A 13,112-nucleotide genomic window follows, 5' to 3' on the forward strand; every position below is an offset into this window, starting at 1 on the left:
CTGTCGTGTCCCGGCGTGCCGCTCTCGCCTAAGCTTGGCGGGTCCAATTGTTTCGAGAGTTTTCATCCATGCAAGAACGCATCCCGGATGAGCTGACCCTGCCAGAGCTCACCCTGCGTGGCCTGATCCTCGGTGCGCTGATCACCGTGGTCTTCACCGCCTCCAACGTCTACCTCGGTCTGAAGGTCGGCCTGACCTTCGCCTCGTCGATCCCGGCGGCGGTGATCTCGATGGCCGTCCTGCGCTACTTCTCCGGCGCCAACATCCTCGAGAACAACATGGTGCAGACCCAGGCCTCGGCGGCCGGCACTCTGTCCTCGATCATCTTCATCCTTCCCGGCCTGCTGATGATCGGCTACTGGAGTGGCTTCCCGTTCTGGCAGACCGCGGCGATCTGCTCCATCGGCGGCATTCTCGGGGTGCTCTATACCATTCCGCTGCGCCGGGTGATGGTGGTGCAGAGCGAACTGCCGTATCCGGAAGGGGTGGCGGCGGCGGAAATCCTCCGGGTCGGCAGCGACGGCGCCGAGGACGAGGAAGACGCCCGCGCGCCGCGTGCCGCCGGTAACGCGCCGGGGCTCTACGACATCCTCGGCGGCGGCCTGGTGGCGGCGCTGTTCAGCCTCTGGAGCAGCGGCTTCAAGGTTCTCGCCGAAGGCTTCAGCGTCTGGCTCAGTGCCGGGCAGGCGGCGTTCCGCCTTTCCACCGGTTTTTCCCTGGCGCTGGTCGGTGCCGGCTACCTGATGGGCATCACCGCCGGCATCGCGATCCTCATCGGCGTGGTGATCTCCTGGGGCGTCGCGGTGCCGCTGCTGACCGTCAACAGCGTGCCGGCCGACGGCCAGAGCCTGTCGGACCTAGCCACCCAACTGTGGAGTTCGCAGGTGCGCTTCCTCGGCGCCGGCACCATCGGCGTGGCCGCGCTGTGGACCCTGGCGACCCTGTTCAAGCCGATGGTGCGGGGCGTCTGGGCCTCCCTCGGGGCAGTGCGCGGCAATAGCCAGGCGAACAGCCTGCGCACCGAGCTGGACATGCCGGCCAAGTGGATCCTGCTGATCGCCGGGATACTGCTGGTCTCGCTGTTCGTGGTCTTCAGCCACTTCCTCGGTGCCGCCGCGCCGGACATGGCCAGCCCGCAGTTCTGGAGTCTGGTGGCGGTATGCGTGGTGTTCGCCTTCTTCTTCGGCTTCCTGATCGCCGCCGCCTGCGGCTACATGGCCGGCCTGGTCGGTTCGTCGAGCAGTCCGATCTCGGGGATCGGAATCATCGCGGTCATCCTGGTGTCGTTGCTGATACTCGGCTTCGGCAGCATCGAGGGCGGCCTGCTGGACCGCCAGAACGGCAAGCTGGCGATCGCCCTGGCGCTGTTTACCACCTCGGTGGTGCTGGCCATCGCGGCGATCTCCAACGACAACCTGCAGGACCTCAAGACCGGCTACCTGGTCGGCGCCACGCCCTGGCGCCAGCAGGTCGCGCTGATCGTCGGCTGCATCGTCGGCGCGCTGGTGATCCCCCCGGTGCTGGAACTGCTCTACAGCGCCTACGGCTTCACCGGGGCCCTGCCGCGCGAGGGAATGGACCCCGGCCAGGCCCTGGCCGCGCCGCAGGCGACCCTGATGACGGCGATCGCCAGCGGGATTTTCCACGACGCGCTGAACTGGAACATGATCCTCATCGGCGTCGCCCTGGGCATCGCCCTGATCCTCGTCGACCTGCTCCTGCGCCGTACCGGCAAGGCCTGCCTGCCGGTGCTGGCGGTGGGCCTGGGGATCTACCTGCCGCCGACCATCGGCATGACCCTGGTGGTCGGTGCGCTGATTTCCTGGCTGCTGGAAAATGCCCTGAAGAAGCGTGCGGCGGCGGCCGGGGTCGACGAAGAGGCTTATGCCGAAGAGCCGAAGCGACGCGGCGTGCTGCTGGCTTCGGGGCTGATCGTCGGCGAGAGCCTGATGGGCATCCTGCTCGCCGGGGTGATCGGCGCCACCGGCGAGGACGCGCCGCTGGCGCTGGCCGGCGCCGGCTTCGCGGGCATCGCCCAGTGGCTGGGACTGGTGGTATTCGTCGCGATCTGCGTGCTGTTCTACCGGCGAGTGCTGGCGCGCTGAGGGATTCGCAGCTGCACGGGGATGGGATGTTGCCGCTAGCGTCATTCCCCGCGGTCAGGGACGGAGGATGAGGGAAGGGGCGCCCTGCGCGCCCCCTTTTCCTGCGCTCAACGCACCAGGTGCAGGAACTGCAGGTGCCGCTCGTACTGGTCGAGCATGTCGTTGATGATCTGCTCCTTGGTGTAGCCCATCAGATCGTAGTCCTGGCTACCTTCGGCGAGATGCACCTCGGCACGGAAGTAGCGGCGGTTCTTCAGGTGCAGGCCGCCCATGCCGGCACGCGCGAAGGACGGCGTGAAGTAGCCGCGCATCAGCACCTGGTAGAGGAACCGATGCTGCTCGCCATGACCGATCTCCAGGCTCAGCGAGGCGTTGCCCGGGTCGAGCTGGGCGTCCACCGCCAGGCCCTTCTCGCGGAACACCTCGGAAACCTCGCTGATCGCCGGGCGCACCACGTCGTTCATGAAGCGGTACACCTCGTCCCGCGAGGGGAAGTGCACGGCCTGCGACAGGCGTCGCTTCCAGCCGCCGGAGCGCTTGCCGTTGCCGCTCATCAGCGGCGCCAGGGAGTGGCTCCGCGCCCGCTGGCGCTGCGACTCCATGTAGAAGGCCTTGTGCAGGCCCCACATCATCAATAGCAGGATCAGCGAGAAGGGCAGGGAGGTCAGCACCACCGCCGACTTCAGCGCGTCGATGCTGCCGGCGAACAGCAGCCCGCCGGTGACCAGCGCGGTGACCGAGCCCCAGAACACCCGCAGCCACTTCGGTCCGTCGTCGTCGGCGCTGCCGCCGTGGGCGGAGAGGGTGGAGAGGACCACGGTGCCGGAGTCCGCCGAGGTGACGAAGAAGACGAAGCTCACCAGCACCGTGACGGTGATCACCGCGCGGCTCCAGGGGTAGTTCTGGAGCATCTGGTAGAGGGCCATCGACGGCTGCTCGATGGCCACCCGGCCGAGTTCGCTGGCGCCGCCGAGGGCCTGCTCCAGGGCGTTGTTGCCGAAGATCGACATCCACGCCAGGGTGAAGCCGAGCGGGATGAACAGCACGCCGAAGACGAATTCGCGGATCGTCCGGCCGCGCGAGATGCGCGCGATGAACAGGCCGACGAAGGGCGCCCAGGCGATCCACCAGGCCCAGTAGAACACCGTCCACGAGCCCAGCCAGTCGCTGGGGCCGCCGTAGGCGTAGAGGTCGAAGCTCTTGCCCGGCAGGTGGCCGAGGTAGTCGCCGACGTTCTGCACCAGGGTGTTGAGCAGGTGCTGGGTCGGACCGGCGAACAGCACGAACAGCAGCAGGCTGCAGGCCAGCAGCATGTTGATGTCGGAGAGGATGCGGATGCCCTTGTCGACCCCGGAGACCGCCACCGAGATCGCCGCGCCCATCATAAGCACGATGAGCGCCATCTGCACCGGGTGGGTATGCGGGATGGCGTACAGGTAGTCCAGCCCGGAGTTGAGCTGGAGCACGCCGAAGCCCATGTCGGCGCCGAGGCCGAACACCGTGGCGATGATGCCGAAGCAGTCCACCGTGTAGCCGATCGGCCCGTTGATGCGCTTGCCGATCAACGGGTAGAGCGCCGAACGCAGGGCCAGCGGCAGGTTGTGGCGGTAGGCGAAGTAGGCCAGCGCCATCGCCACCAGGGCGAATACGCCCCAGCCGTGCAGGCCCCAGTGCAGGAACAGCAGTTCCATGGCCTGCCGCGCGGCTTCCTGGGTACCGGCCTCGCCTTGCGGCGGCTGGAGGAAGTGGGTCAGCGGTTCGGATACGCAGAAGAAGAACAGGGTGATGCTGATGCCGGCGGCGAACAGCATGCCGGCCCAGGACAGGTAGCTGAATTCCGGCTCGTCGTGGTCGGCACCGAGCTTGATCTTGCCGTAGCCGGAAAGCGCGGTGACCACCACGAAGATCAGGTACAGCGTCATCGCCAGCAGGTAGTACCAGCCGACGGTCTGCGAGGCCCAGGTCTGCGCGGCCAGCAGCCATTCGCCGGCGCGCTGGGGGAAGCCGATGACCACTGCGGCGAACAGCAGGATCAGGATCGCCGCACCGTAGAACACCGGGGGATTCATGCGGATGGGCGTGGGGGTGGAGGGGGTGGCGGAGGGCGATTGTGCGTCAGTCAAAACAGGCTGGTCTCCTCGTCCTTAATTTGATCAAGCGTTCAATATAAACACGATCAAGGGCCCGGGAGCCAATCCTTCGGACGTATGGAAGCCTTCGGCGCCGCGCTTTTCCCGCACGTTCGCCGAAGGATTCCTTCAGTTCGCCGCCAGTCCCAAGCGCCGCCTTCCCGCCTCCTCGTCGCCGCCTGCCTGCTCGGTGGCCAGTTGCAGGAGCAGGGCCTGTATCTGCTCCAGCGACGGCGCTCCGGCTTGGCCGAGCAGGCGCCGCAGACCGGCCAGCGATGGGTCTGGCGTTGCCCCGCCAAAATTCAGATGCTGCGGCAGGATTTCTTCCTTGTCGCTGACCAGCAGGGCGAAGTGGACGACGTTTTCCAGCTCGCGGATGTTGCCTGGCCAGGGATAGCTCTCGAGGATCCGCTGGGTTTCCACGCCGATGGCCGGCACCGGCAGGTCCAGGCGCTGGGCATAGACGCCGACGAAGTATTCCGCCAGCGGCAGGATGTCTCCCGGACGTTCGCGCAATGGCGGCAGGCTCAGGCGGCCGTCGTGCAGGTATTGTTGCAGGCCGGCCAGGAACTTGCCGGCGCGCACCGCCTGGTCCAGGTCGACGCTGGTGGCGGTGACCAGGCGCACGTCATGGGGAATCGGCTGCTGCGCGCCGACCCGCAGCACCTCGCGTTCCTCCAGCGTCTGTAGCAGCCTGGCCTGCAGCGTCAGCGGCAGGTCGGCGATCTCGTCCAGGTACAGGGTGCCGCCATTGGCCGAACCGAACCAGCCGGCGCGGCTGCCGACCGGGCCGTTATGGGCGCCGGGAGCGTAGCCGAACAGCTCGGCTTCGGCATGGTTGCGACTGAGGGCGCTGCAACTGACCGCAACGAACAGACCGGCGCGTTCGCTGTGGCGGTGGATCTGCCTGGCGAGCAGCTCCTTGCCGGTGCCGGTCTCGCCTTCGATCAGCACCGGCTGGCCCTGTGGCGCGAGGCGCTCGAGTTCTTCGCGGACCCGGTGCGAGCGTGGGTCGAAGAACACCAGGGCCTTGGCGCGGATGCTCAGCGGACTGCGGTCGGCGTCGGGGAAGGTCAGCGGCGCGGGGCGTGGTTTCTCGCTCATGGGTAACTCCTTGGCGGCACGGGGCGCCTCCAGCGCCTGCGCCGTGACGACGGCCGGAACGGCTGCGGGCGGGGGCCGTTGCGGAAAAAGAAACGCCGGTGCAAGCCATGCGACACCGGCGTGAACAAGGGGCGCTGCAACGGCGCCCAGCGTGGGAGTCGGGACGGGCTGGGGTCAGAAGGCCGGGACCACCGCGCCGGCATATTTCTTCTCGATGAAGGCTTTCACTTCCGGGCTGGTCAGCGCGGCGGAAAGCTTCTTCAGGGCGTCGCTGTCCTTGTTGTCCGGACGCGCCACCAGGTAGTTCACATAGGGCGAATCGCGGTCTTCCAGGACCAGCGCGTCCTTGGCCGGGTTGAGCTTGGCCTCCAGCGCGTAGTTGGTGTTGATCAGGTCCAGGTCGACCTGGTCCAGCACGCGCGGCAGCAGGGCCGATTCGAGTTCCTTGAATTTCAGGTTCTTCGGGTTCTCGGCGATGTCCTTGGGCGTGGCCAGGGCGTTGTTCGGATCCTTCAACTTGAGCAGGCCGGCCTTCTGCAACAGCAGCAGGGCGCGCCCGCTGTTGCTGCCTTCGTTGGGAATGGCGACGGTGGCGCCGTCGGGCAACTCGGCCAGCGACTTGTATTTCCTCGAATAACCACCGAAGGGCTCGACGTGTACGCCGACCACGGTGACCAGGTTGGTGCCCTTGCCTTTGTTGAAGTTCTCCAGGTACGGCAGGGTCTGGAAGTAGTTGGCGTCCAGGCGCTTCTCGGCGACCTGCACGTTGGGCTGCACGTAGTCGGTGAACACCTTGATCTGCAGGTCGACGCCTTCCTTCGCCAGGGTCGGCTTGATCAGCTCGAGGATTTCCGCGTGGGGGATCGGCGTGGCGGCGACGAGGAGCTTTTCCGCTGCATTGGCGGAAACGCTGATGACGGAGGCCAGGGCAGTCAGCAGGAGCAGTTTTTTCATTCTTCGATCCTTGTAGGGCGATGTCCGCCGCTGCGTTCAGGGCGGTGAAGGAGGGGCGCCAACACGCGAGGGGCGGCTTGAAGGGGAGAGTAGCGACTCTTTTTATTCCATAAAAATATTATTTGTTTATTTTTATATTCTATTAATGAATATGAGAGAGCTGAGGCAATTTGTCTCGCGACAACCGACCACAGCAGGACGGTCTAGGCTAACGGGTAAGATTTTCGTACCGAATTGCTCTGCATCAAGGCGGGCGGTCCGGGAATCTGCTTGCGACCCTTCCCGCATTCCTGCCATCCAGGGCTGCGGTCGCTTTCCAATGACAAGAACGATAGCTGAAGGATGTGTTCCAAAACCTTGCGTAGCGTTGCGCGTGAGGAAGCACGGCCGAATCCGCACGTAAGCCGGAAGGGCCGAGAACCTGAAGAGGAGTTGCCATGTTCGGATTGGAGGCTATCGACCTTGCCCGCATCCAGTTCGCGTTCACCGTGTCCTTCCACATCATCTTCCCGGCGATCACCATCGGGTTGGCCAGCTACCTGGCCGTACTGGAAGGCCTCTGGCTGAAAACGAACGAAGAGGTCTACCGCGACCTCTATCATTTCTGGTCGAAGATTTTCGCGGTCAACTTCGGCATGGGCGTGGTGTCCGGGCTGGTCATGGCGTACCAGTTCGGCACCAACTGGAGCCATTTCTCCGACTTCGCCGGGTCCATCACCGGTCCGCTGCTGACCTACGAGGTGCTCACCGCGTTCTTCCTCGAGGCCGGTTTCCTCGGGGTCATGCTGTTCGGCTGGAACCGCGTGGGACCGGGCCTGCATTTCTTCGCCACGGTGATGGTGGCGATCGGCACGCTGATCTCGACGTTCTGGATCCTCGCTTCCAACAGCTGGATGCAGACCCCGCAGGGTTTCGAGATCGTCGACGGCCGGGTGATCCCGGTGGACTGGCTGGCGGTGATCTTCAACCCGTCGTTCCCCTACCGCCTGCTGCACATGTCGGTCGCCGCGTTCCTCGCCACCGCCTTCTTCGTCGGCGCCTCGGCCGCCTGGCACCTGCTGCGCGGGCGCGACAACCCGGCGATCCGCAAGATGCTCTCGATGGCTATGTGGATGGCGCTGATCGTCGCCCCGGTACAGGCGCTGATCGGCGACGCCCATGGCCTCAATACCCTGGAGCACCAGCCGGCGAAGATCGCCGCGATGGAAGGCCACTGGGACAACAGCAGCGGCGAGCCGACCCCGCTGATCCTGTTCGGCTGGCCGGACATGCAGCGCGAGGAAACCCGCTTCAAGGTGGAGATCCCGGTGCTCGGCAGCCTGATCCTCAAGCACAGCCTGACCGAGCCGATCCCGGCGCTGAAGGACTTCCCGCCGGAAGACCGGCCGAACTCCACCGTGGTGTTCTGGTCGTTCCGGATCATGGCCGGCCTCGGCATGCTGATGATCCTGGTCGGCGTCTGGAGCCTGTGGCTGCGCTGGCGCGGCCAGGACAAGCTGTTCAACTCGAAGGCCTTCCTGCGCCTGACCCTGCTGATGGGACCGTCCGGCCTGATCGCGATCCTCGCCGGCTGGTTCACCACCGAGATGGGCCGCCAGCCCTGGGTGGTCTACGGACTGATGCGCACCGCCGACGCCTCCTCGGCGCAGAGCGTGACGCAGATGAGCCTGACCCTGCTGACCTTCGTGGTGGTGTACTTCTCGCTGTTCGGCGTCGGTATCGGCTACATGATGCGCCTGGTGCGCAAGGGCCCGGTCACCCATGAGGGACGCGAGACCAACCCGGGAGGCGCCGGGCAGAAGCGCACGCCGGCACGGCCGTTGTCGGCCGCCGGCGAAGGTTTCGACGAAGAGCACGACGGCCACGCGCAAGCGGCCGACCGCGACCAGGACAAGAGGAACTGAGACATGGGTATCGATCTTCCCCTCATCTGGGCGGTCATCATCATCTTCGGCATCATGATGTACGTGGTGATGGACGGCTTCGACCTGGGCATCGGCATGCTCTATCCGTTCTTCAAGGACAGCGGCGACCGCGATGTGATGATGAACACCGTGGCGCCGGTCTGGGACGGCAACGAGACCTGGCTGGTGCTGGGCGGCGCGGCGTTGTTCGGGGCCTTCCCGCTGGCCTACGCGGTGGTCCTGTCGGCGCTCTACCTGCCGTTGATCTTCATGCTCGTCGGGCTGATCTTCCGCGGCGTCGCCTTCGAGTTCCGCTTCAAGGCCAAGCCGGCCAAGCAGCACATCTGGGACAAGGCGTTCATCGGCGGTTCGCTGGTGGCGACCTTCTTCCAGGGCGTGGCGCTGGGCGCCTTCATCGAAGGCATCCCGGTGGAGAACCGCAGCTTCGCCGGCGGTTCGCTGGACTGGATCGCGCCGTTCCCGCTGTTCTGCGGCCTGGCCCTGATCGTCGCCTACACCCTGCTCGGCTGCACCTGGCTGATCATGAAGACCGAAGGCCGCCTGCAGGAGCGCATGCACGACCTGGCGCGCCCGCTGGCGTTGGTGCTGCTGGCGATCATCGGGGTGGTCAGCCTGTGGACGCCGCTGGCCCATGCCGAGATCGCCGCACGCTGGTTCAGCCTGCCGAACCTGTTCTGGTTCCTGCCGGTGCCGATCCTGGTCCTGGTGACCTTCTATGCGCTGCTGCGCTCGGTGGCCAACAACGACCACGTGAAGCCGTTCGTGCTCACCCTGGTGTTGATCTTCCTCGGCTACAGCGGCCTGGGGATCAGCCTGTGGCCGAACATCATCCCGCCGGCGGTGAGCATCTGGGAGGCCTCGGCGCCGCCGCAGAGCCAGGGCTTCATGCTGGTCGGCGCGCTGTTCATCATTCCCTTCATCCTCGGCTACACCGCCTGGAGCTACTACGTGTTCCGCGGCAAGGTGAAGCACGGCGATGGCTATCACTGAGGAGGCGCCGCATATGGTCCGTACGCCGAGTCATCCCGAACGAGATAGCGCGGCCAAGCCAGCGCTCTGGCGACGCCTGGCCTGGCTGGCGGGTATCTGGACCGCCAGCGTGCTGGCCCTGGGCGTCGCCGCCTGGCTGATGCGCCTGTTCATGAGCGCGGCGGGGCTGGGCGTCCCGCACTGATCGACGATCCCATCCGGGCGCTCCGGCGCCCTTTTCCGAGAGCCCTCCGCTGGAGGGCTTCTTTTTGTCCGCCGATCCGCCAGTGCTCGGTGTTGCGCCCTAGGGCGTCAATCCTCGCGTTCCCGCCTTGCACCATCCAGGCCGGTTCGGCGGATAACCGCGCTGCGGTTATCCGCCCTACGGGAGCGGCGGATGCGCCCTACTGAAGCCTTGGTAGGGCGAATAACGCCGCAGGCGTTATCCGCCGAATTGCCATGGCTTGGCGTTGCGCCGTGGGGCATCAGTCCTCGCGGCCCCTGACCCGTGCCAGTTGCTCCAGTCGCCCCAGGTAGTCGCGCGGGGTTTCGCCGAGCAGGCGGCGGAACATGCTGCTGAAGGCCCGCGTACTGCCGTAGCCGAGGTCGCGGGCGACCACCTGCACGCTGTCGCCGGCCAGCAGGCGCGGCAGGGCTTCGGTCAGGCGCAATTGCTGGCGCCACTCATGGAAGCTCATCTGCAATTCCTGGGCGAACAGCCGCGCCAGGGTGCGCGAGCTGGCGCCGACCCGCAGGCCCCAGTCATCGAGGGTCAGCCCCAGTTCCGGCTGTTTCAGCAATGCCTGGCAGATCGCCTGCAAGCGGCGGTCGCGGGGCATCGGCAGGTACAGCGGCATCCGTTCGAGGTTGGCGATCTCGCTGAGGATCAGCCCTTGCAGGCGCTGACGGAAGTCGTCCAGGCGCGGCTGGCTCTCGAGGTGGATGGCGCGCAGGATCATTTCCCGCAGCAGCGGCGTCACCGCCAGTACGCAACAGTCGCTTAGCGGTGTCGGCGTTTCGGGTTGCTCGATGAACAGGGTGCGCATGTGCACCTCGCCGGACATGAATATCTCGTGCTCCACCCGGGGCGGAATCCATACCGCGCGGGTCGGCGGGATCACCCAGGCGCCGTGGTGGGTGGCCAGGCGCATCAGGCCGCGAGCGGCGTAGAGGAACTGCGCCTGCGGGTGGAAATGCCGCCCCAGGTGATGGCCGTCGGGGAAGTCGAGGGAGATGGCGGCCAGCAGGCCGTCCGGGCGGTGCTCGATCAGCATGTCCGTTTCGATGACCTCGCTGTCCTGTCTGCGCTTTTCGGTCAACCTATCATGCCCGGGTCATGACGCCCATTCCTCACCGACCATTCAGGCCGCACGCCATGAACCGACCTCGAACCGTTATCCGCTTCATCAACGCCGCGCATGTCATCGACCACATGTTCATGCTGATCTTCCCCGCCGCCGTGCTCGGCATGGCCGGCAGCTTCGACCTCGACTACGCCGGTCTGATCGGCCTGTCGCTGGGCGGTTTCATCGCTTTCGGCGCCTGTTCGCTGCCGGCCGGCTGGCTGGGCGATACCTGGAGCCGGCGGCGGATGATGCTGCTGTTCTTCTTCGGTATCGGCGCCGCCGCACTGCTCACCGGGCTGGCCGGCAGCGTACCGATGCTGGTGACCGGGCTGACCCTGATCGGGGTATTCGCCGCGATCTACCACCCGGTCGGCACCGCGATGCTGGTGGCACACGCGGAGAACCGCGGCCGCGAGATCGGCATCAACGGCATGTGGGGTAACCTCGGGGTCGCCTTCGCCGCGCTGCTTACCGGCTTTCTCACCGCGCACTTCGGTTGGCGTGCGGCGTTCATCCTGCCCGGCGGGGTGGCCATCCTGCTCGGCATCGGCTTTTTCTTCTGCGTGCGCGAGGAGCCATCGCCGCACCTGTCGGCCAAGGCCGCGGCGCGTGGCGAGGACAGCGAGGGCCTGTCGATGCGCCGGGTGTTCGGCGTGCTGGCGCTGGTCACCGCCACCGGCGGGGTGGTGTTCAACGCCAGCACCGTGACCTACCCGAAGCTGTTCCAGGAGCGCCTGAGCGACTTGCTGGCGTCGCCGCAGACCCTCGGCGTGGTGGTCAGCCTGGCCTATGCCTTCGGCGCGGTGGCGCAACTGATCATGGGGCGCCTGATCGATCGCCTGAACCTGAAGTTGCCGTTCGTCTTCCTCACCTTCTGCCAGGTGCCGCTGCTGCTGGCCCTGGCCTACGGCCACGGCAGCGCAGTGGTGCTGTTCGGCGCGCTGTTCATGTTCGCGGTGTTCGGCCAGGTGACGGTGAACGATGCGATGGTCGCCCACTTCGTCGCGCCGCAGTGGCAGGCGCGGGTCTTCGCCCTGCGCTATTTCCTGTCGTTCGGCGCCAGCGCGGCGGCGATCCCGATGATTGCCTACCTGGAACCACGGCAGGGGCTGCTGGGGTTGTACCTGGTACTGGCGGGCTTCGCCGCGCTGACCTTCGCCGCGGCGCTGGTGTTTCCGCGTCCGGCGCGCAGCGCCGCGGTGGGCACCTGAGGAAGAGGGCGCCCGGACAGCGCGAGCCGGCCGGGCGCCGATGGCTCAACGCCGTATCAGAGCAGTTCGAGCGCCACGGCGGTGGCTTCGCCGCCGCCGATGCACAGCGAGGCGACGCCGCGCTTGCCGCCTTTCTGGCGCAGGGCGTTGATCAGGGTGAGGATGATCCGCGAGCCGGTGGAACCGACCGGATGGCCCTGGGCGCAGGCGCCGCCATAGACATTGACCTTGGCATGATCGAGGCCGTGTTCGCGCATGGCGAGCATGGTGACCATGGCGAAGGCTTCGTTGATCTCGAACAGGTCGACGTCGTCCTTGCTCCAGCCGGTCCTGGCGAACAGGTTGGTCATCGCGCCGATCGGCGCCAGGGTGAACTCGCTCGGGTCCTGGCTCTGGGTGGCATGGCCGACGATTCGCGCCAGCGGCTTCAGGCCACGGCGCTGGGCTTCCTCGGCGGTCATCAGGACCAGCGCGGAGGCGCCGTCGGAGATCGAGCTGGCATTGGCGGCGGTGATGGTACCGTCCTTGCGGAACGCCGGCCTGAGGCTCGGGATCTTCTCCAGGTTGGCGGTCAGCGGTTGCTCGTCGTCCTTCACCACGCTCTCGCCCTTGCGGCTGGTGACGGTGACCGGGACGATTTCCGCCGCCAGCGAGCCATCGGCGATGGCGGCCTGGGCGCGCTTGAGCGATTCGATGGCATAGGCGTCCATCTCCTCGCGGGTCACGCCGTACTTGTCGGCGGTCTCCTGGGCGAACGAACCCATCAAACGGCCGGTACGGGCGTCCTCCAGGCCGTCGAGGAACATGTGGTCCTTGATCTCGCCGTGGCCCATGCGCAGGCCGCTGCGGGCTTTCTCCAGGACATAGGGCGCGTTGGACATGCTTTCCATGCCACCGGCGACCATCACCTGGTTGGTGCCAGCCTTGAGCAGGTCGTGGGCCAGCATCACCGCCTTCATCCCCGAGCCGCACAGCTTGTTGATGGTGGTGCAGCCGGTGGCGGCGGGCAGGCCGGCCGCCAGCGCGGCCTGGCGGGCCGGGCCCTGCTTCAGGCCGGCGGGCAGGACGCAACCCATGATCACTTCCTGTACGTCCTCGGCGGCGATGCCGGCGCGCTGCACCGCTTCGCGGATCGCGACGGCACCCAGGTCGACCGCGGAAACGCCGGCCAGGCTGCCCTGGAAGCCGCCCATGGGAGTACGGGCGCCGGCGACGATGACGATATCGGACATGGAACGTTACCTCTTGTTCTGGATAGGGTCTGAACGATTCAGTGGGCGGATTCTATCTTGTGACCGGGAGGCTCCGAAAGGTCACGGGGCAAATCACTCTTTTGACTGATGAACAAAGCCCGCCGACGGCTCTAGAG

The 13,112-nt window shown here is 66.3% G+C and carries 10 protein-coding genes; 5 read left to right on the plus strand and 5 right to left on the minus strand.

All coding sequences use genetic code 11. The features are described 5' to 3' along the window. Positions 1 to 68: 68 nt before the first annotated feature. Positions 69 to 2,105, plus strand: coding sequence for an OPT family oligopeptide transporter (locus tag ACI766_RS05080; RefSeq protein WP_003114310.1), 2,037 nt, complete (start codon positions 69 to 71; stop codon positions 2,103 to 2,105). 107 nt (positions 2,106 to 2,212) lie between these two features. Here the strand turns inward: ACI766_RS05080 and betT are convergent, their stop codons facing one another. The 3 genes from betT to ACI766_RS05095 all read right to left on the minus strand — a co-directional run bounded on the left by betT (position 2,213) and on the right by ACI766_RS05095 (position 6,292). Further along, complete coding sequence (betT, locus tag ACI766_RS05085; protein ID WP_412828512.1) at positions 2,213 to 4,174, minus strand: choline BCCT transporter BetT; 1,962 nt, start codon at positions 4,172 to 4,174, stop codon at positions 2,213 to 2,215. Positions 4,175 to 4,363: 189 nt separating this feature from the next. Continuing rightward, a complete protein-coding gene (locus ACI766_RS05090) occupies positions 4,364 to 5,338 on the minus strand; it encodes a sigma 54-interacting transcriptional regulator (protein WP_003118274.1) in 975 nt (324 codons plus the stop codon). 174 nt (positions 5,339 to 5,512) lie between these two features. After that, positions 5,513 to 6,292: a MetQ/NlpA family ABC transporter substrate-binding protein gene (locus tag ACI766_RS05095; protein WP_003118275.1), complete on the minus strand. Its 780-nt coding sequence runs from the start codon at positions 6,290 to 6,292 to the stop codon at positions 5,513 to 5,515. A 437-nt stretch (positions 6,293 to 6,729) separates the two neighbouring features. Between ACI766_RS05095 and cioA the strand changes: the two genes are divergently transcribed. Genes cioA through ACI766_RS05110 form a run of 3 tightly spaced genes read left to right on the plus strand, consistent with a single transcriptional unit; the run spans position 6,730 to position 9,391 of the window. Beyond that, entirely contained in the window at positions 6,730 to 8,196 is a 1,467-nt protein-coding gene (gene cioA, locus ACI766_RS05100; RefSeq protein WP_003103027.1) for a cyanide-insensitive cytochrome bd quinol oxidase subunit I, read from the plus strand. A gap of 3 nt (positions 8,197 to 8,199) precedes the next feature. Beyond that, complete coding sequence (gene cioB / locus ACI766_RS05105; RefSeq protein ID WP_003093053.1) at positions 8,200 to 9,207, plus strand: cyanide-insensitive cytochrome bd quinol oxidase subunit II; 1,008 nt, start codon at positions 8,200 to 8,202, stop codon at positions 9,205 to 9,207. A 13-nt stretch (positions 9,208 to 9,220) separates the two neighbouring features. Further along, positions 9,221 to 9,391 (plus strand): DUF2474 domain-containing protein, encoded by a 171-nt coding sequence (locus tag ACI766_RS05110; RefSeq protein WP_003103026.1) that lies wholly within the window; start codon positions 9,221 to 9,223, stop codon positions 9,389 to 9,391. 280 nt (positions 9,392 to 9,671) lie between these two features. Here the strand turns inward: ACI766_RS05110 and ACI766_RS05115 are convergent, their stop codons facing one another. Continuing rightward, positions 9,672 to 10,460 carry an AraC family transcriptional regulator gene (locus ACI766_RS05115; RefSeq protein WP_004345774.1) on the minus strand — a complete coding sequence of 263 codons (789 nt, stop codon included), beginning with the start codon at positions 10,458 to 10,460 and terminating at the stop codon, positions 9,672 to 9,674. A gap of 101 nt (positions 10,461 to 10,561) precedes the next feature. Here ACI766_RS05115 and ACI766_RS05120 point away from each other — a divergent pair, with 101 nt between their 5' ends. Beyond that, a complete protein-coding gene (locus tag ACI766_RS05120) occupies positions 10,562 to 11,743 on the plus strand; it encodes an MFS transporter (protein WP_003093049.1) in 1,182 nt (393 codons plus the stop codon). A 56-nt stretch (positions 11,744 to 11,799) separates the two neighbouring features. Here ACI766_RS05120 and ACI766_RS05125 read toward each other — a convergent pair whose 3' ends face one another. Further along, positions 11,800 to 12,975: an acetyl-CoA C-acyltransferase gene (locus ACI766_RS05125; RefSeq protein WP_003103022.1), complete on the minus strand. Its 1,176-nt coding sequence runs from the start codon at positions 12,973 to 12,975 to the stop codon at positions 11,800 to 11,802. Between the last annotated feature and the right edge of the window lie 137 nt (positions 12,976 to 13,112).

Source organism: Pseudomonas sp. DL (assembly GCF_047199225.1).
Classification (GTDB): Bacteria; Pseudomonadota; Gammaproteobacteria; order Pseudomonadales; family Pseudomonadaceae; genus Pseudomonas; species Pseudomonas aeruginosa.

Excerpts from the sequence above, each read along its gene's own strand:
- betT (WP_412828512.1), bottom strand. The coding sequence starts at position 4,174 with ATGAATCCCCCGGTGTTCTACGGTGCGGCGATCCTGATCCTGCTGTTC.
- ACI766_RS05125 (WP_003103022.1), bottom strand. The coding sequence starts at position 12,975 with ATGTCCGATATCGTCATCGTCGCCGGCGCCCGTACTCCCATGGGCGGC.
- ACI766_RS05115 (WP_004345774.1), bottom strand. The coding sequence starts at position 10,460 with ATGCTGATCGAGCACCGCCCGGACGGCCTGCTGGCCGCCATCTCCCTC.
- cioA (WP_003103027.1), top strand. The coding sequence starts at position 6,730 with ATGTTCGGATTGGAGGCTATCGACCTTGCCCGCATCCAGTTCGCGTTC.
- ACI766_RS05095 (WP_003118275.1), bottom strand. The coding sequence starts at position 6,292 with ATGAAAAAACTGCTCCTGCTGACTGCCCTGGCCTCCGTCATCAGCGTT.
- cioB (WP_003093053.1), top strand. The coding sequence starts at position 8,200 with ATGGGTATCGATCTTCCCCTCATCTGGGCGGTCATCATCATCTTCGGC.
- ACI766_RS05090 (WP_003118274.1), bottom strand. The coding sequence starts at position 5,338 with ATGAGCGAGAAACCACGCCCCGCGCCGCTGACCTTCCCCGACGCCGAC.
- ACI766_RS05110 (WP_003103026.1), top strand. The coding sequence starts at position 9,221 with ATGGTCCGTACGCCGAGTCATCCCGAACGAGATAGCGCGGCCAAGCCA.
- ACI766_RS05080 (WP_003114310.1), top strand. The coding sequence starts at position 69 with ATGCAAGAACGCATCCCGGATGAGCTGACCCTGCCAGAGCTCACCCTG.
- ACI766_RS05120 (WP_003093049.1), top strand. The coding sequence starts at position 10,562 with ATGAACCGACCTCGAACCGTTATCCGCTTCATCAACGCCGCGCATGTC.